This is a genomic window from Streptomyces sp. NPDC006643 (assembly GCF_042870175.1).
Lineage (GTDB): Bacteria > Actinomycetota > Actinomycetes > Streptomycetales > Streptomycetaceae > Streptomyces.
On record NZ_JBIAHA010000002.1, the window covers coordinates 311,662 to 329,271 of the forward strand.

The following is a 17,610-nucleotide window of genomic DNA, read 5'->3' on the forward strand; positions in this document are numbered from 1 at the left end:
GGGAGCGCCGCCGCGACAGGGACCGCCGTGGCCGTTCACGCACTGGCGGGCTATTTCGGCTGGCGATAACGTCGAGGCCGCTTTCCGCCCTGAATGAATCAGAAGACGAGAGGAAGCACAAATGAGGGACGACTACGATTTCGTACTGGGCCGAATGCTGGAAGAGATGGAAAGGGAACCGTGGGCAGTCATGTCGACGACAGCGGAGCTGATCACTGAAGCCAGAGAAAGGCATGGAATGGAGATGTCGCCGCGCACGATAACGAAATGGACGGAGGATGGCCTGCTGAACAGTCCGATATATCAGAAGTCGACCCAACGTGGTAGCGATCCACGCGCGTACGACCCGATGACCCGAATTCTCTTTCACCTCCTGCTGCCGGTGTACAGGAACATGCGGGGGCGACGCGTTCTCCACTATCACCTGGCCGACATCACCGCCCGGATATGGCTGATGATGATTGGCCTCGTCGGCGACGAGCAATCGGTACGCATGTGGTCGACATGGGCTGCCGGCCGGGCGAAGGCCGTCAGTGGTGAAAGTGAGAGAAAAGCGCGGGCCATGATCCAGAATATGGCGGACCCAGCGGCCACCCGCGCTCAGCGAGCCACAGCGAAGAAATTACTGTACCAAACGTGGATGGGAATGCATGACCCGGAGGACGCCCATCACTGGGAAATGCTTGAATCGGCACTCATGGCAATCCGTTCACCGTTCACAACGATGTCCGGCAAACGCATTGAGCGGCCTTTCGAACTCGGCACCTACCTCGCGGGAGTACCTGAGCTGGTCCTGACAATGAAGTTGGGGCAGCAGGTTCTGGCACTTCTTCGGGAGCGACAGGTCAGTTCTTCTGTACTGAACAGCGCCAGACGACGATACCGGCGGCTTGTGGAGCAGGATGAACTCATAGCGGAGCGCTGGGATGCCGACGCGGTTGATCACCCGTACGCTCTCGGCGGATCCGGGCCCGTGCCCATGGTGATGGACGTCAACGAACTGGAGGGTTTCTTGGCGGTATTGTGCACGGAACTCGGACTGACGAATCATGCCGACGGCTCCTTGAGCGATACCGTGATCAAGTATCACTCCGGGTTCGTCATCCCACCGCTGGACTGACGCCTCGTCCGTAGCGGCTCGCCGAACGGCCGTACCCGCCCCTCCAATTCCCCGTCAGTCCAGGGTTCGCACGACCTATCTGCTTTAGCATGTTTCCGCACATAAGAGCGGCCCGGAGTACCGATCGATCATCCTTGACCGGGACCGCCCGATCACGCACGGCAGACAGCTCTCCTCGACGGAAGGAAGCACCATGCCCGGACCGCGTACACCACGGCGCCTGTTGGTCGTCGCGCTCGGCCTGACGGCGGGCGTCATCCTGTCGACCGGGCCGGCGAGCGCCGAGCTGCTCACGAACGTCAGCTTCGGCAATCCCGGCGACGTGCCGGTCTCAGGCGACTGGGACGGAAACGGCGGCGACGAGGTCGGCGTCTACCGGCCCGTGACGAGTACCTTCTACCAACGGCTGGACGGCGGCACCTCGTTCACCATCGCCTTCGGGAGCCGCGGCGACGTTCCCGTCACCGGCAACTGGGACAACAGGGGCAGCGACGAGGTCGGCGTCTACCGGCCCGGCAACAGGACCTTCTACCTCCGCGCCGCCACGGGCGCCCCGGGCTCGACCATCGTCATCCCGCTGGGGAACTCCGGAGACGTGCCGATCACCGGGAACTGGGACACCCAGGACCCCGGTGACGAGGTCGGTGTCTACCGGCCCGGTGACAGCACTTTCCACCTCCGCCGCGACAACGGCAGCGTCGTCTCCTTCAGTTTCGGCAACAGGGGCGACATTCCCCTCACCGGTGACTGGGGCGGCGTCAGCGGTGACGAGGTCGGTGTCTACCGGCCCGCCACAAGCGTCTTCCACAAGCGCTGGAGCAGCGACAGCACCGTGAGGGTGGCCCACGGCAACGCCGGGGACACCCCTGTGATCGGCGACTGGAACAACATCGCCGCCGACCAGGCCGGCGTCTACCGCCCGGGAAACCGCACCTTCTATCCAGGGGAGAACTGACCAAGTCCCGCTCCCCGCACATCAGTCAGCGGACCAGGCCCGAGCCCCGGTCCCGTCGCCACGGGCGGCGGGACCGGGGTCACGACCGCACGCAGGCTCTCTCCCCGCCCGCCTCCGGAGCCCATCTCCGGAGCCCACCGTTCCAGGTTCCGTGACGCGCCCGGAAGCGCTTCCGTCGCTCAACTCCCCACTCACGCAACCCAGTTGTCGTAGAACCGGCTACCTTTCGCACGCCGGTCCGAATAGAATGAAGCGACCTGCTACCTCTCCCGGATCCACCAGGGTGAAGGGACGGTTCGATGCCACCGCGAAGAGCACCGAACCTGGGGCGGGTACGGGTGAGACCTCCGTCCTCGTACGGCGCGGGGCTGAGGCCGATCCTGCGCATCCTTCTCGTTCCCCTGCTCCTCGGGCTGCTGGCCACCGCGGTCCTCGCGGATGACGACGGCTCGGCCACCACCGGTGCGGGCCAAGGGCCCGTCGAGCCGCTCCCGACCCCGTCCTTCACACTCGATGCGAGCGGGATCCCACCGGTCGAGGACGACCCCCCGGCCGGGGACAGCGCCCCGGCCCCCGAGGAGCAGGATGACCCCGCTCCTCCCGAGGCGCCGCCCACCGACGACGCGCACACGGCCCCTCTGAACACGTGCCTCAGCGACACCACGGAAAAGGGCATGTACCGGTCGTTGCCGTGCCGACCGGGCGCGTACCGACTGCTCGCGCGGTACGGGGCCGGCACATCGGCCACCGCCTGCCAGGGCGCGGGCAAGGTGACCGTCACCTATCCCGACCAGCTTCTGTGCCTTCGGTACGAGTACTCGGAGACGGCGGCCTACGCCGAGGTGGGCCACTGCGTGTACGGGCGGCCGAGCGGCGGCAACTGGTCCTTGCAGAAGTGCTCGACCGGAACCTTCCAGGTGATCGGCAGGCACCAGACGACCGATGCCGACGCATGCCCCGACGGACCGATCCGCGGGGAGCGGATCTACACCGGTAGCGAGCGGGTGGCCAACCTCGTCCTGTGCTACCAGGCCGTCATGCCCGACGACGGCTACCAGGTCCTGTTGGGGGAGTGCGTGCTCGTCGAGAGCGTCGCGCAGAACAAGGCGCTGATCCACCGTTCCGGATGCCCCTCCGCGAACGCGGTCGTCACCGGCCGGCTCTCCTACGGCCAGACGGAGAGATGCGGCAACGACGGCAATGTCTCGTATCCGTTCCCGGGGTGGCCGGAGCTGAGTTATGTCGTCTGCTGGCGATACAAGTGAGAGAGGGAAGCCGATGGCCGTCCATTCTTCCGATGCCGACACTCGTTCAGCTCCCCGGTGGAGCCGGCTGCTGCTCTGGCCGGGCAGCATTCTGCTGGTGGTGCACGCGGTGATCGTCATGTCGTTCGACGTGACCGACCTCGACGACGCGAGCGCCATGGTGAGATTCATGGGCGCGGCATCCGTCGTGCCGATCCTGGCGCAGGCGTTGATCACCGCCGGGCTCATCAGCCTCGTGCTGGAGGGCAACCAGGGGACCGAGGACTGAACGGGCGCGCGGCGTCCCGCCGCGCGCCACCGGCGCGGTGACCTACTCGCTCACGGTGAGCCGGTAGGTCCCCGTGCAGTCGTACAGGAAATCTATGATTTTGCAGGGGCTGTTGACCACGACGCGGTACGACCCCGCGGGGCCCAGGGTCACGGCGGCCTCGTGCGGCCCCTGGCTCAAGGTGAAGCTGTCGCAGTCGGAATACTGGTCGGCCGGCCGGTACGTCTTGCCTCCGCCCTCGATCTCCATCTTCGGATCGAAGGAGTTGGAGCAGTCGCTGATCCGGACGCGCACGGTCGCCCCGTCCTGCTGGGTGCGGAACGTATAGATGTCCTCGGCGTCGTCGTCCTCGATCTCGCCGGCGCCCGCGCCCGGCCGCCCCGGGCCGATGTCGTCACCGACCGAGATGCTGAAGCTGTCCGGACTGGGTTCCCGGATCACCGAGATGATGTAGGGGACGACGAGGACGGCGGTGACGACCAGGATGGCCAGCCAGAGGGAGATCCAGAAGGCCGGTCCGCGCACCAGTGGGGACCGGCGCCGCTGCTCGCCGGTGGAGAGTTCCGGCATCCTGGCGGCGATATCGCTCGTCGGGGTGGCGTAGAAGGTCCCCCCGGTCGCCAGATGGGGGTGTGTGCCGTCGGGCTGCTGCCAGCGCACCACGCCCACCGCCCGTTCCGGCCGGCCCGCGAGCACCGGTCCGCCGCTCAGCCCGGAGAGGGCCAGCCCCGCGGCGGCCTGGTCGCAGAAGAGGGTGATGACGGGGGCGCCGTCCTCCGCTCTCCTGGTGTGCCCGCTGATCGTCCCGGTCACGACACTGCGGTGCACTCCCCAGTTGGCCGCGGCGAAACCCACCGCCCGGTAGTGCTGATGCGGTTTGGCCGCCGGGCCCAACGGGACGGGGAGCAGATGGGCGGGGGCGGGCCGGTCCAGGCGCAGCAGCGCGATGTCCAGTTGAGCGTCGGAACGGATGACGTGGGCGGGCAGTTCGAGGTCCACGGCGGCCGGGGAGGGGAAGCGCAGGACGATTCCCGTGGTGTCGGCCGTGTGCCCGTCCGGGGCGGCCATCAGCGGGGCCACACAGTGCAGGGCGGTGAGCGCGTGGTCCGGGGACACGAGGAAGGCCGTCCCCAGCGCGTCCTGGGCGCCCGGCGCGACGACCTGGCCGATACCCGTCAGCGGGTGGAAACTCGTCGGCACGTCAGGCCCTCCACACCATTCTGACCTCGAAGGTTGCGGACCCCCCGGCCTTGATGACGACTCCGCCCTCGGCCTGGAGGGAGAACTGGAAGGTCAGCTCGATCTCCTCGGGCCGGAACCCCCGGCGCTCCGCGTCCGCGTCCCCGGCGGGCAGGCCCTCCCCCGCAGGCTCGCCCGCCGCGGGCAGGCCCTCCCCCGCAGGGTCACCCGCCGCGCCGCCCTGGCCCAGGCGTTCGTTCATCCGTGTGCGGAACTGGTCGGCCACGGTCGCCACGGCGTCGGCGATCTCGGTGGTCCGCGCGAGCAGTAGTTCCGGCGGCGCCGGGCGTCGCGAGGAGAGATCCCCCGACGGCACCGCGTCCACCTCGACCCTTATGTCACCCATGTTCGATCAACCCCCCGGCATCGATTCGACCATCGTGCACATCCTTCGCCAACTTACCCTGCTACAACGGAAGTTGGCGGAGTCGTACGGTCCCGGGTGTTCTCGTACGAACAATTGCGTTCGGCATAACTGCCGCACATCTTGACGTTAATGGTCCAGACCAATACCTTCCTGTCCGCAGCACCGAACACCGCTCCCTTCCGGCAGACGCACAGGAAACGAGCCTCATGCCTCGAAAGAACCTTTCCCGGCTGGCCATCGCCGCCCTCTCCCTCGGCCTCGTGGCCACTCTCGCCCCCGCCGCGGGGGCCACCCCCGCGTCGCACGGCGACAAGCACGGCTCGCACGGTGACAAGAACGGCTCGCCCGCCTCCCACTCCTCGTACAAGCGGGTCGGTTACTTCGCCCAGTGGGGTGTGTACGGGCGGAACTACCAGGTCAAGGACATGGACACCAGTGGGGCCGCCGCCAGGCTGACCCACATCAACTACGCCTTCGGCAACGTCAGCGCCGAAGGGAAGTGCTTCACCGGCAACACCCCCGGAGAGTCCGACGCCTGGGCCGACTACGGGCGCCCGCTCGACGCGGCCGGTTCCGTCGACGGCGTGGCCGACACCGACGACCAGCGCCTCGCCGGCAACTTCAATCAGCTGCGCGAGCTGAAGGCGAAGCACAAGGGCCTCAAGGTCCTGATCTCGCTGGGCGGTTGGAGCTGGTCGAAGAACTTCTCGGACGCGGCGCTCACTCCCGCCTCCCGCAAGGCGCTGGTCTCCTCCTGCATCGACCTCTACATCAAGGGCAATCTGCCCGTCGACGGCACCCGCGGCGGCGCGGGCGCGGCGGCGGGGCTCTTCGACGGAATCGACATCGACTGGGAGTGGCCCGGTTCGGCCGGTGACGTCGGCACCGTGTTCCGTCCCGAGGACAAGCGGAACTTCACCGCGCTCGTACGGGAGTTCCGCACGCAGCTCGACGCGTACGCCAAGTCCCGGCAGGGCCACGGGAAGCGCAAGCACTACGAGCTGACCGCGTTCGTCCCCACCGCCCCGGCCAAGATCGACGCGGGCTTCGAAGTCTCCAAGATCATGCGGGACTTCGACTTCGTGAACCTCCAGGGCTACGACTTCCACGGCACGTGGGAGCCGACCACCGCCCAGCAGTCGGCGCTCTTCGCCAAGTCCGACGACTTCAGCGTCGACCAGACGGTCAACGACTGGCTGCGGCGCGGTGCGCCGGCGCGCAAGCTCGTGGTCGGTATGCCCTTCTACGGTCAGGGCTGGACCGGCGTCTCGGGCGAGGGCAACGGCATGGGCCAGCCAGCGACCGGCGCCGCTCCCGGCACCTGGGCGAACGGCAACGAGGACTACAAGGTCCTGAAGAAGCTGGCGGACTCGGGGAAGTTCACCGTGCACCGTGACCTCAGGAACGGTCACGCCTGGCTCTTCGACGGCACGACGATGTGGACCTACGACGACCCGCAGGTGCTGCGCGTCAAGTCGGCCTACGTCCGTGCCAAGGGGCTCGGCGGCGCGATGTTCTGGTCGCTGGACGGGGACACCCCCGACGGCGAACTGATCAAGACCGTCGACCGCGGCCTCGGCCGCCGCTAGATCGTCCGGTCCGAGGGGTCCCCGGTCTTCACGACCGGGGACCTCTCGTGTCCTCGCGGGTCGCCGAAAAGGCGGCAGCGGCCCGTCAGGCGCCGGTCGTGGAGCCCGGGCGGACGATCATCAGGACGACCACGACCGCCCACAGCAGGTTGAAGACACCGGTCAGCCCGGCCAGGCGGGCGGCGGCGCGTCGCCTGTCGGAGCCACCCCCGCCCCCGCCCCCAGCTCCCGTCCCGGCACCGGCACCGTCCGCCGGTGCTGCCGCCGCCGCCTCGATCATGCGCTCCTGACCGGGCAGGATCGCCAGCGCCAGAATCGCGGCGGCGATCGTCGTCAGCACGATCGAAGCGAGCAGCCACGCGTCGGTGAGCACGCCGAGCTGCGCGCCGGTGGCGATCCCGAAGACCGGGACGGCGACCCCGACGACCGCGTAGCCGCTACAGATCCGGTGGAGCAGCACCGTCGCGCCCACGGAGTGCCCGTCCTGCCCGTCCTCCCCGGCCGTCTGCCGCGCGTAGCGGGGGAACATCGACGCCGCCACGGCGATCGGGCCGACCACCAGGATCGAGGCGAGGACATGGATGGAGAGCAGCAGCTTGGTCACCGCGGGCCCCTTCGGCGAGGTATCTGAATAAGTTGGCTGCCAATAGGTACCACGCCAATGCTTTTCATGGGTAGGCTGCCTACTCATGAAGACAGACGCGGTGCGTGGGCACCTGGACGGACTGTTGCTGGCCGTGCTCGAACCCGGCCCGCTGCACGGCTACGCGATCATCGCGGCGGTCCAGCAGCGGAGCGACGGCGCGCTCCAGCTCCGTACGGGCACGATCTATCCGGCCCTCAACAGGCTTGAGCGGCTGGGACTGCTCGGCAGCAGCTGGGAGTCGGTGGGCGAGCGACGCAGGCGCTGCTACCGGCTGACCGACGCGGGACGCGGCAGCCTGGAGAGCGAACGGACGGCATGGCACGAGTTCACGACGGCGATCAGCTCGGTCCTGAACCCGGCCACCGCCGCCCCGGCCACCGGACCCGCGTCATGAGCGACCCGAGCGCCACGGCCGGCGACCCCGTCGCGCAGTACGTCGCCACCCTGACCGCCGCGTTGCACGGCCCGGCCGGGGCCAAGTCCCGGCTGATCCAGGAGATACGGGACGGTCTCACCGACACGGTGGAGGCGCACACCCGCGACGGCGTGCCGCCCGACCGGGCCGCGCGTCTGGCGGTACGGGAGTTCGGCACACCGGAGCAGCTCGTGCCCAGCTGCCAGCGGGAGTTGACCATCGCGCAGACCCGGCGGACCGCCCTGGCCGTCACCCTCAGCGTCCCGTTCCTGATCGCCTGCTGGCATCTGATCTGGACCTCGGGCCAGAGCTGGCAGCTCCAGCAGACGGCGCAGTTGGTCGCCGTCCAGCTGGCCGCCGTCGCGGCCGTCGCCACGCTGCTCACGGCGGCGGCGCTCGCCGCCACCGGCGCGCTGGCCCGCAGGCTGCCGACGCCGGAGCGGCTGCCGCTGGCCGTGGCCTGGGCGGGCACGACGGCCGGTGTGGCGATGGTGGTCGCCACGCTGGCGCTCGCCGTGCTGTCACCGCTGGCCACGAACTGGCCGCTGGTCACCCTCGCGGCCATGGTCACCGCCCTCTCCCACGGCATGGTGGCCTCCTCCGCCCGTGCGTGCCGCCGCTGCGCGCGCCTGCCGGTCGCCCAGGGCGCCGGGCAGGGATGATCCCGAGGTGATCCCGAGGTGATCCCGGGATCATCCCGGGATGATCCCCTCCCGTGTACGCGTTGCACCGATCGAGCGGGCTCGCGTCCACGGACGGCGTGGGGCGGCGGAGGCTGGAGGACAGCGGTGCACGGTGAGTACAAGGTGCCGGGCGGCAAGCTCGTCGTCGTGGATCTGGACGCGCGGGACGGTGTGCTGCGTGATGTCCGGGTCGCCGGGGACTTCTTCCTGGAGCCGGACGAGGCGATCCACATCATCGACCGGGCGCTCGAAGGCGCGCCCGCCGACCTCGACGCGGCGGGACTCGCCGCCCGTGTCCAGACGGCGCTTCCGCCCGGTACGCAGATGTACGGGCTGACCAGCGAGGGCATCGCCGTCGCCGTACGACGCGCGCTGGCGCACGCCACCGACTGGACGGACTACGACTGGCAGCTCGTCCATATGGAGCCGCAGCCGCCCGCGCTCCACATGGCGCTGGACGAGGTCCTGACGACCGAGGTCGCCGCGGGCCGCCGCGCGCCGACGCTGCGGGTCTGGGAGTGGGCCTCCCCCGCCGTGGTGATCGGCAGCTTCCAGTCACTGCGCAACGAGGTGGACCCGGTCGCCGCCGAGCGGCACGGCGTGACGGTCGTACGGCGGATCTCCGGCGGCGGCGCCATGTTCATCGAGCCCGGCAACACCATCACGTACTCGCTGTCCGTCCCCGACGCGCTCGTACAGGGCCTGACGTTCGCCGACAGCTACGCCTATCTCGACGACTGGGTGCTCGGCGCGCTGGGCGACATGGGGATCAAGGCCTGGTACCAGCCGCTCAACGACATCGCCACCGAGGCGGGCAAGATCGCGGGCGCCGCGCAGAAGCGGGTGGTGGGCGGCGGCGCCGTACTGCACCACGTGACGATGGCGTACGACATCGACGCCGACAAGATGCTCGAAGTCCTGCGCATCGGCAGGGAGAAGCTCTCGGACAAGGGCACGGCCAGCGCGAAGAAGCGGGTGGATCCGCTGCGCCGGCAGACGGGGCTGGCGCGTGAGGCGGTCATCGAGCGGATGATCGGGTCCTTCCGGGGCCGGTACGGCCTCACGGAGGGCAAGGTGACGGACGAGGAGATGGCGCGGGCGCGGGAGTTGGCGGAGACCAAGTTCGGCACGACGGAGTGGACGGCCCGGGTGCCGTGACGCGCTCGCACATGGCGGTCAGTCCGGTGCCCTCGGAGCCGTCCCCGATGCGGGAGGTGACGTCCCGGGTCCGGGAGGTGCTGTCCGGGGCGGGATTCGCGGACGTGGCCGTGAACGCCGTTACGCGACCGGCCTGTTGGGGGCCGGGCGCCGGGGTGTGGATCGTCACCGCCCGGCGCCCTTGAGAGCGACCCGGCTCAGCTGTTCAGGGCGGGGATGATCTCGGAGCCGTACGTGTCGATCGTCCGCTCCTTCGCGTCGTGCATGTTGTAGACGGCGAACTGGTCGACGCCCAGGGCCCGTAGCGTCCTCAGCTTCTCGATGTGCGCCTCGGCAGGCCCGAGCAGGCAGAAGCGGTCCACGATGTCGTCGGGCACGAAGTCCGTGGACGGGTTCCCGGCGCGGCCGTGGTGGCTGTAGTCGTAACCCTCGCGCTGTTTGATGTACGTGGTGAGGGCGTCGGGTACCAGGTCGGAGTGCTCGCCGTAGCGGCTGACCAGATCGGCGACATGGTTGCCGACCATGCCGCCGAACCACCGGCACTGGTCGCGCGCGTGGCCGAGGTCGTCGCCGACGTACGCGGGGGCGGCGACGCAGATGGTGACGGAGTCCGGGTCGCGTCCGGCGTCGGAGGCGGCGGTGCGGACGGCGTTGACCATGGTCTCGGTGAGATACGGGTCGGCGAGCTGGAGGATGAAGCCGTCGGCCCGCTCACCGGCCATCGCCAGGGCCTTCGGCCCGTACGCGGCCATCCACACCGGCAGCTTCCCGTCCCGCACCCAGGGCAGCCGCAGCGGCTTGCCGTCCACCAACGCCTCGCGCCCCTCGGCGAGTTCACGGATGACGTCGATGGCCTCGCCGAGCCGGGCGAGGGTGTTGGGCGCGCGGCCCGCGACGCGCATCGCGGAGTCGCCGCGGCCGATGCCGCAGACGGTGCGGTTGCCGTACATCTCGTTGAGCGTGGCGAAGGTGGACGCGGTCACCTCCCAGGTCCGGGTGCCCGGGTTGGTGACCATCGGGCCGACGATCAGCTTCGTGGTGTGCTCCAGGATCCGGCTGTAGATCACGAACGGCTCCTGCCACAGCACGGCGGAGTCGAAGGTCCAGCCGTAGCGGAAGCCGTTGCGCTCGGCGCGCCGCATGAGGCCGACGACCGCCGAGGCCGGCGGGTCGGTCTGGAGGACGAGTCCGAAGTCCATGGCGGGCCACTCCCAACTTTCAGGTGAGGTACTGACAGGTGGCGCGGGGGGTGTAACTGCCGTGCCCCGCGCGGCCGGTGTACTTCCGGCCGTCGATGACGAGTTCACCGCGCGACAGGACGGTCTCGACCTGTCCGGTGATCCGCTTCCCCTCGTACACCGAGTAGTCGACGTCCATGTGGTGGGTCTCGGCGGACAGGGTCTGCTCGGCGTGCGGGTCGTAGATGACGATGTCGGCGTCGGCGCCGGGCGCGATGGTGCCCTTCTTCGGGTAGAGGCCGAACATCCTGGCCGGGGTCGCGCAGGCGATCTCGATCCAGCGGCGCCGGCTGATGTGCCCGTCCACGACGGCCTGGTGGAGCAGGTCCATCCGGTGTTCCACGCCCGGCAGCCCGTTGGGGATCTTGGAGAAGTCGCCGCGGCCCATCTCCTTCTGCCCGGTGAAGCAGAACGGGCAGTGGTCGGTGGAGACGACCTGGAGGTCGTTGGTGCGCAGCCCGCGCCAGAGCGCGGCCTGGTGCTCACGGGGCCGCAGCGGGGTCGAGCAGACGTACTTGGCGCCCTCGAAGTCCGGCTCGGCGAGATTGTCGGTGGACAGGAAGAGGTACTGCGGGCAGGTCTCGCCGAAGACGGGCAGTCCCTTGTCGCGGGCGGCGGCCAGCTCGGCGACGGCCTCCTCGGCGGAGACGTGCACGACATACAGGGGCGCCTCGGCGACGCGCGCGAGCTGGATCGCGCGGTGTGTCGCCTCGGCCTCCAGCAGGACCTTGCGTACCTCTCCGTGGTAGCGCGGATCGGTGCGTCCGGCGGCCAGGGCCTGCTCCACGAGTACGTCGATGGCGATGCCGTTCTCGGCGTGCATCATGATCAACCCCCCGTTGTGGGAGGCCCGTTGCATGGCGCGCAGGATCTTGCCGTCGTCGCTGTAGAACACGCCGGGGTAGGCCATGAACAGCTTGAAGGAGGTGATGCCCTCCTGGACGAGGAGGTCCATCTCCTTGAGGGAGTGCTCGTTGACGTCGGCGAGGATCATATGGAAGCCGTAGTCGATGGCGCAGTTGCCGTCCGCCTTCGCGTACCAGGCGTCGAGCCCTTCGCGCAGTGCCTGGCCGGGCGACTGGATGGCGAAGTCCACGATGGTCGTGGTGCCGCCCCAGGCGGCGGCGCGGGTGCCGGTCTCGAAGGTGTCGGCGGCGAATGTCCCGCCGAACGGCATCTCCATGTGCGTATGGCCGTCGACGCCGCCGGGGATGACGTACTTGTTCGTGGCGTCGATGACCCGGTCGGCGGTCCAACTCGCGGCGACGTCGGAGCCGTTCGAGGCCAGGGCGACGATCCGGCCGTCCTCGGTCAGTACGTCGGCGTGGACTTCGTCGGCGGCGGTGATGACCAGACCGCCCCGGACGAGCGTGCGATTACTCATGACGTGGGCTCCGTGACGTGACTCGACGTGGCTGAGGGAGCTGAGGGAGCTGAGGGACCTGTGGAAGCTGCGGGAGCTGAGGAGTTGAGCGGGCTGCCGAGGCGCTGTCCGCCGCCGCCGCACGCGCCCCTGCCGGGACCGTGCGGCGGCCGTGGCTGAACTAGACGCTGTTCAGGGCGCGTTCGAGGATCGCCGCGCCCTCCTCGGCCTCGGCGACGGTGAGGGAGAGCGGAGGGGCGATGCGCAGCACGCTGGTGTCGTGGCCGCCGCCCTTGCCGATCAGCAGACCGCCCTCGCGCGCCGCCTCGGTCACCGCCGCGGCTGCCTGCGGGTCGGCCTCGTCGGTGCCGGGCTTCACCAGCTCGATGCCGATCATCAGGCCGCGTCCGCGCACCTCCCGTACGGCGGGAACGGCGGCCCCCACCGCGCGCAGCCGCTCGATCAGCAGACCGCCGACGCGGCGCGCGTTGCCGGGGAGGTCGTGTTCGAGCAGGTAGGCGAGGTTGGCGACGCCCGCCGCCATCGTGACCGGGCTGCCGCCGAAGGTCGAGATGGAGTTGGTGTCCAGGCAGTTCATGACCTCGGCGCGGGCGACGACACCGCCGATGGACATGCCGTTGCCGATGCCCTTGGCGAAGGTGAGGATGTCCGGCGGCCCGTTCTCGGCGTGCGCCTGCCAGCCCCAGAAGTGCTCGCCGGTACGGCCCCAGCCGGTCTGCACCTCGTCGCTGATCCACAGGATGCCGTGCCGGTGGAGCACTTCGCGGAACGCGGCGTACAGCCCGTCCGGCGGTGAGGTGAAACCGCCGACGCCCTGGATCGGTTCGGCGATCAGCGCGGCGGGCGCGCGGGTGTGCCCGAGCAGGTCCTCCAGGTCGGCGACGCACGCGGCGATGAACTCGGCGTCGGACAGGTGCGCGTACGGCCCCCGGGTGCGGACGCCGCCGTGCACGTACAGCGTCTGGAGCGGCGAGAGACTCGTCGGGGACCAACCGCTGTTGCCGGTGATGGAGACGGCGGAGAACGAGCGGCCGTGGTAGCTGTTGCGCATCGCGAGGATCTGGTTGGAGCGGCGGTACGCGGTCGCCAGGAGCAGGGCCGTGTCGTTGGCCTCGGTGCCGGAGGTGGTGACGAAGACCCGCGCGTCCGGGATGCCGGAGAGGGCGGCGACGCGCTCGGCGAATTCCACCATGGGGCGGTTGAGGTAGAGCGTGGACGAGTGGATGATCCGCCCGGCCTGCTCGCTGACCGCCTTGGTGACCTCGGGGAGGGCGTGGGCGGTCATGGTGGTGAGGATGCCGCCGAAGAAGTCGAGATAGCGGTTGCCTTCGGCGTCCCAGACGTGCCGGCCCTCGCCGTGGGTGAGTTCGATGGGGCGCCGGTAGTAGAGGGCCAGCCAGTCGGGCAGGACGGCTCGGTGCCGGCCGTGCAGGTCGGTGGCGGGCAGGCTGACCGGGGCGGCGTGGGAGGGGGCGGCGGCCTGGCCGGCGGCGGGATTCGCGGGTGCCTCGGTCACGGCTGCACCAGCCCCTCGTAGGCGTCGGGCCGGCGGTCGCGGTAGAACGCCCACTGCTGGCGCACCTCTTCGATAAGGCCGAAGTCCAGGTCCCTGACGACCAGTTCCTCCGTCTTGTCGCTGGCGGTCTCGCCGACGAACTGGCCGCGCGGGTCGACGAAGTACGACGTCCCGTAGAAGTCGTTGTCGCCGTACTCCTCCTGGCCGACCCGGTTGATCGCGGCGACGAAGTACTCGTTGGCGACGGCGGCGGCGGGCTGTTCCAGCTGCCACAGATAGCTGGAGAGACCGCGTGAGGTGGCCGAGGGGTTGTAGACCAGTTCGGCGCCGTTCAGGCCGAGTTGGCGCCAGCCCTCCGGGAAGTGCCGGTCGTAGCAGATGTATACGCCGATCTTGCCGACGGCGGTGTCGAAGACGGGCCAGCCCGCGTTGCCCGGCTTGAAGTAGTACTTCTCCCAGAAGCCCTTGACCTGCGGGATGTGGTGCTTGCGGTACTTGCCGAGGTACGAGCCGTCGGCGTCGATCACGGCGGCGGTGTTGTAGTAGAACCCGGACTGCTCGACCTCGAACACCGGCACCACGACGACCATTCCGGTCTCGCGGGCGAGGTCCCGCATCCGGGTCACGGTCGGCCCGTCGGGGACCGCCTCCGCCCACCGGTAGTGCTCGGGCTCCTGCACCTGGCAGAAGTAGGGGGCGTTGAACACCTCCTGGAAACCGATGACCTTGGCGCCTTGCCGGGCCGCCTCGCGGGCGTGCTCCTCATGCTTGGCGATCATGGATTCGGTGTCGCCGGTCCAGGTCGCCTGGACGAGTGCGGCGCGTACGACTCTGGCCACGAGCTGCTCCTTCGGCGGAAGATCGAGCGTTCTCCGAGCAATTTCCGGGCGATGTCCGGGGCCTCCTCGACGTGCTCGCCGAAGAGCTTTCCGGGCACTTTCTACGCCCGTAGATAGGGTGCGTAGGAGGAGAACCTAAGCCCGCCGTCCCACGGGGGCAAGACCATCGCTGTTAAGCCGCAGAGTCGATCATGATTCGCACCCGGCCGGTCCACAGAACGCCCGGGACCGGTCGGGAACGGGCGCCACCCCGGTCAGACGCCGCCGATCCCCGCGCTCCGCAGCGCACGGGCGAGATCGCGCTCGTTGGTGGTGGAGACGGCCCGGGAGGCTTCCAGCAGTGGCGGGACCAGCCTGGCCGGGTCCACCGCCGCGATCCGCGCCGCGTCCTCGGGCGTACGGGCCCGGACGAAGGCTCCGAGGAGTGCCTGGACCTCCTGGGCGCGGCCCGCGTCGCCGAGTGCGGAGACCACCTCGGCGATGTCCTCGGCGGACCGGGATATGCCCTGGCGCAGCAGCACACCGCAGTCCGCGTCGCGCCCCGCCATGGCGAGCGCGCTCGCCGCGGCGGCGAACCGGTCGGGCGGCAGCGACGACACCTCCCACAGCACCGAGGCCCAGTCCGCGCCCAGTTCGGCGCGGTGCAGTTCGGCGGCGAGGAACGGCAGTTGCTCGGCGGGGCCGGCGGCGGCCTCGTACAGCACGACGTGCGCCTCGCCGCTGCGGCCGGCCGCCCGCAGCCGTACGAGCACGGCGACGGTGTCGAGCGCGGCGCGGCGCGCCTCGGACTGCTGCCGGGTCATGCCGCCGTCGGGGTCCCCCTCGCGGGTCTTGCCGGAGCCCGACACACCGCCGAAGCGGGCGCCGCGCGGCGCCGTGGTGGCGGCGGGCGGGGTGAGCGTCGTGGCCGACGGTTCGACGGCATCGGTGAAGGCGTAGCGCGCGCCCCGCTGTTTGCGGAGCTTGCGGCGCTGGCCGGGCACCTGCGCCATCTCCTGTGAATCGTCCGGGCGGACGGCGGGGTTGGCGCCCGAGTCGCCCATGTCGTCCGTGCCTGCCGTGCCTGCCGTGCCTGCCGTGCCCCGGCGGCTGTCCGGGCCGCCCCAGCCCTCGGACGTACGTCTGCCGTCGGCGCCGTCGCCCGGTCCCCTCTCGCCGCCCCGGCCGGGCTCCGGCCGGAACCACTCCTCGGGCGCGGTGGGCCGGCCACCGTCGGAACGGCCGAAAACCGACTGGTCGTCAACCACCGGCTCCTCGGCCCGGTACCACCCGTCGGCCGCCGTGGGCCTCGCCTCCGGCGAGCCGTACTCCGGGGCGGGCGCGGCGTGCGCGGGCGAGGGCGAGCGCGGGGCGGGTGAGCCGTGCGCGCCGTGGCCGGGGTGCGAGGCAGCCGCGTCCGCCGGCTCGCCGACGGCGGCGAGACGTTCGCGCAGTTCGGAACAGCGGGCCGTGGCGCGCGCGTAGTCGTCGCGGACCCAGGCCAGGTCGTACTCCAACTGGTCCGCCTCGGGTGAGCCCTCGGCGACCGTCCGTAGGCGGCGCATCACCTCGTCGGCGCGGCCCGCCGCCGTGGCTTGTTCCCGCTGCATCAGCCCGAGCCGCTCGCGGAGCGCGTCGAGGCCGCCGGGAAGCCGGTCGTGCGCGGCGGCGGACGCGGCGTGCAGTCTGCCCGCGCGGGCCGTCTCACGGTCGACCGGCCGGTTCTCATGGCTCGCGGCGAGATCGTGGAGCAGTGACTCGACCACGTCCCACGGCGGCACCTCGGCGCCGTCGAGACAGGCCCTGAGCCCTTCGGGATCGCGCTGCCTGAACACCGCGTACCAGCCGCCGTCCGGGTCGAGGAGCCCCGTCATCCCGCGGAAGTACCGCGCGAAAGCCCCGATCTCCGCCGGAAGTTCTTGCCTTGTCATCGCTGTCTTTTCCGCCCCTGCCCTGCTGCGCACTGCCGTGAGGGAACCGTCCGGCCCGCCGGCATGAAACCGCAGCCGTGTTACGTGACGGCTACGCGGGATTGTCGCGCACGGTGCGGTGCGATCACGTCAAGTATGGCTTCAGCGAGTGGTCGACGTCACGTTTCCCAGGAAAAGAACTGGTTACGGGTCAAGGTTGTTTCACAAGTCGGCGCGCCGACGAGGCGTCAGAAAGTCACCACGATTCCGGTGTGCATCCGCTTGCCGCGCCGTACGAGCGCGGCCGGCTTCTCGACGAACCAGAACTGCCAGGTGTACTTGCGGGCCAGGAGTCTGTTGACACGGGCGACCTCGTCGCCCTCCAGCAGCCGGGCGGTCCCCTCGGCGCTCGCCGCGCCCGGCGCGATGCGCCCGCGCACGTCGCAGGCGGTCACGACGACACGGCTGTTGGCGCGGAGCCGCTTGACCTTCCAGGAGTCGCTGCGGGTCCAGATGTACAACTCGCCGTTGTCCACGGCGTGCCAGACCGGGGTGTCGACCCCGCTGCCGTCCTTGCGGTAGGTGGTGAGGCTGACATAGCGGCTGCGTTCGAGCGCGTCGAGAGTCACGCCCGCGAGCCTACGCCGCGGCCGGGCTCCTGGAATCGATTCCTCCGGCCACCGTGGACGCGCCCGCCGACGAGGGGTGCGCGGGCAGACCCTCGGCGGCCGACGGCGAGCAGGCCGCGGCGATCTCGTCCATCGACAGCCCCAGGGCCCCGGCCAGCGCCGCGACGGTGAAGAAGGCCGGTGTCGGGGCGCGGCCGGTCTCGATCTTGCGCAGCGTCTCGGGCGAGAGCCCGGCGACGGCCGCGATCTCGACCATGCTCCGCGAGCCGCGCGCCTCGCGGAGCAACCGGCCCAGCCGCTCGCCGCGCTCACGCTCTTCGGGGGTCAGGGGGCTGCGTACCATGCCGTCATTGTAATACCGTCCCTCACCGGCATAACCGTTGGCCTTGAACGGCGATGGGCGGCGAGGG

18 protein-coding genes are annotated in these 17,610 nt (G+C 70.0%); 8 read left to right on the forward strand and 10 right to left on the reverse strand.

Going from position 1 to position 17,610, the window contains the following annotated elements; all coding sequences use genetic code 11:
* Positions 1–121 precede the first annotated feature (121 nt).
* The 4 genes from ACFYNU_RS03930 to ACFYNU_RS03945 all read left to right on the forward strand — a co-directional run bounded on the left by ACFYNU_RS03930 (position 122) and on the right by ACFYNU_RS03945 (position 3,608).
* Complete coding sequence (locus ACFYNU_RS03930) at positions 122–1,120, forward strand: hypothetical protein (RefSeq protein ID WP_356584809.1); 999 nt, start codon at positions 122–124, stop codon at positions 1,118–1,120.
* A gap of 193 nt (positions 1,121–1,313) precedes the next feature.
* Positions 1,314–2,075, forward strand: coding sequence for a hypothetical protein (locus ACFYNU_RS03935; RefSeq protein ID WP_356584808.1), 762 nt, complete (start codon positions 1,314–1,316; stop codon positions 2,073–2,075).
* 338 nt (positions 2,076–2,413) lie between these two features.
* Positions 2,414–3,340 (forward strand): hypothetical protein, encoded by a 927-nt coding sequence (locus ACFYNU_RS03940; RefSeq protein ID WP_356584807.1) that lies wholly within the window; start codon positions 2,414–2,416, stop codon positions 3,338–3,340.
* 13 nt (positions 3,341–3,353) lie between these two features.
* On the forward strand, positions 3,354–3,608 hold the full coding sequence (locus ACFYNU_RS03945; protein WP_356584806.1) for a hypothetical protein: 255 nt from the start codon (positions 3,354–3,356) through the stop codon (positions 3,606–3,608).
* 42 nt (positions 3,609–3,650) lie between these two features.
* Here ACFYNU_RS03945 and ACFYNU_RS03950 read toward each other — a convergent pair whose 3' ends face one another.
* Both ACFYNU_RS03950 and ACFYNU_RS03955 read right to left on the reverse strand, forming a co-directional pair.
* Positions 3,651–4,808: a serine protease gene (locus ACFYNU_RS03950; protein WP_356584805.1), complete on the reverse strand. Its 1,158-nt coding sequence runs from the start codon at positions 4,806–4,808 to the stop codon at positions 3,651–3,653.
* A gap of 1 nt (position 4,809) precedes the next feature.
* On the reverse strand, positions 4,810–5,193 hold the full coding sequence (locus tag ACFYNU_RS03955) for a hypothetical protein (protein WP_356584804.1): 384 nt from the start codon (positions 5,191–5,193) through the stop codon (positions 4,810–4,812).
* A gap of 227 nt (positions 5,194–5,420) precedes the next feature.
* Here ACFYNU_RS03955 and ACFYNU_RS03960 point away from each other — a divergent pair, with 227 nt between their 5' ends.
* Complete coding sequence (locus tag ACFYNU_RS03960) at positions 5,421–6,803, forward strand: glycoside hydrolase family 18 protein (protein WP_356584803.1); 1,383 nt, start codon at positions 5,421–5,423, stop codon at positions 6,801–6,803.
* A gap of 85 nt (positions 6,804–6,888) precedes the next feature.
* Here ACFYNU_RS03960 and ACFYNU_RS03965 read toward each other — a convergent pair whose 3' ends face one another.
* Complete coding sequence (locus ACFYNU_RS03965) at positions 6,889–7,407, reverse strand: hypothetical protein (RefSeq protein WP_356584802.1); 519 nt, start codon at positions 7,405–7,407, stop codon at positions 6,889–6,891.
* An 85-nt stretch (positions 7,408–7,492) separates the two neighbouring features.
* Here ACFYNU_RS03965 and ACFYNU_RS03970 point away from each other — a divergent pair, with 85 nt between their 5' ends.
* From ACFYNU_RS03970 to ACFYNU_RS03980, 3 genes are all read left to right on the forward strand, one after another.
* On the forward strand, positions 7,493–7,843 hold the full coding sequence (locus tag ACFYNU_RS03970; protein ID WP_356584801.1) for a helix-turn-helix transcriptional regulator: 351 nt from the start codon (positions 7,493–7,495) through the stop codon (positions 7,841–7,843).
* Positions 7,840–8,526 carry a permease prefix domain 1-containing protein gene (locus ACFYNU_RS03975; RefSeq protein WP_356584800.1) on the forward strand — a complete coding sequence of 229 codons (687 nt, stop codon included), beginning with the start codon at positions 7,840–7,842 and terminating at the stop codon, positions 8,524–8,526. Before ACFYNU_RS03970 ends, ACFYNU_RS03975 begins: the two co-directional genes overlap by 4 nt.
* Before the next feature lie 126 nt (positions 8,527–8,652).
* On the forward strand, positions 8,653–9,705 hold the full coding sequence (locus ACFYNU_RS03980; protein WP_356584799.1) for a biotin/lipoate A/B protein ligase family protein: 1,053 nt from the start codon (positions 8,653–8,655) through the stop codon (positions 9,703–9,705).
* Positions 9,706–9,902: 197 nt separating this feature from the next.
* On the opposite strand, the gene ACFYNU_RS03985 is transcribed toward ACFYNU_RS03980, so the two are convergent.
* The 7 genes from ACFYNU_RS03985 to ACFYNU_RS04015 form a co-directional block, all read right to left on the reverse strand.
* Positions 9,903–10,904, reverse strand: coding sequence for a TIGR03842 family LLM class F420-dependent oxidoreductase (locus tag ACFYNU_RS03985; RefSeq protein WP_356584798.1), 1,002 nt, complete (start codon positions 10,902–10,904; stop codon positions 9,903–9,905).
* 19 nt (positions 10,905–10,923) lie between these two features.
* Positions 10,924–12,327, reverse strand: coding sequence for a dihydropyrimidinase (hydA, locus tag ACFYNU_RS03990; protein ID WP_356584797.1), 1,404 nt, complete (start codon positions 12,325–12,327; stop codon positions 10,924–10,926).
* 160 nt (positions 12,328–12,487) lie between these two features.
* Entirely contained in the window at positions 12,488–13,774 is a 1,287-nt protein-coding gene (locus tag ACFYNU_RS03995) for an aspartate aminotransferase family protein (protein WP_356584893.1), read from the reverse strand.
* A 65-nt stretch (positions 13,775–13,839) separates the two neighbouring features.
* Positions 13,840–14,682: a nitrilase-related carbon-nitrogen hydrolase gene (locus ACFYNU_RS04000; protein WP_356584796.1), complete on the reverse strand. Its 843-nt coding sequence runs from the start codon at positions 14,680–14,682 to the stop codon at positions 13,840–13,842.
* 254 nt (positions 14,683–14,936) lie between these two features.
* A complete protein-coding gene (locus tag ACFYNU_RS04005; RefSeq protein WP_356584795.1) occupies positions 14,937–16,592 on the reverse strand; it encodes a hypothetical protein in 1,656 nt (551 codons plus the stop codon).
* A 227-nt stretch (positions 16,593–16,819) separates the two neighbouring features.
* Positions 16,820–17,200, reverse strand: coding sequence for a PPOX class F420-dependent oxidoreductase (locus ACFYNU_RS04010; RefSeq protein ID WP_356584794.1), 381 nt, complete (start codon positions 17,198–17,200; stop codon positions 16,820–16,822).
* 10 nt (positions 17,201–17,210) lie between these two features.
* Entirely contained in the window at positions 17,211–17,543 is a 333-nt protein-coding gene (locus ACFYNU_RS04015) for a helix-turn-helix transcriptional regulator (RefSeq protein ID WP_356584793.1), read from the reverse strand.
* Between the last annotated feature and the right edge of the window lie 67 nt (positions 17,544–17,610).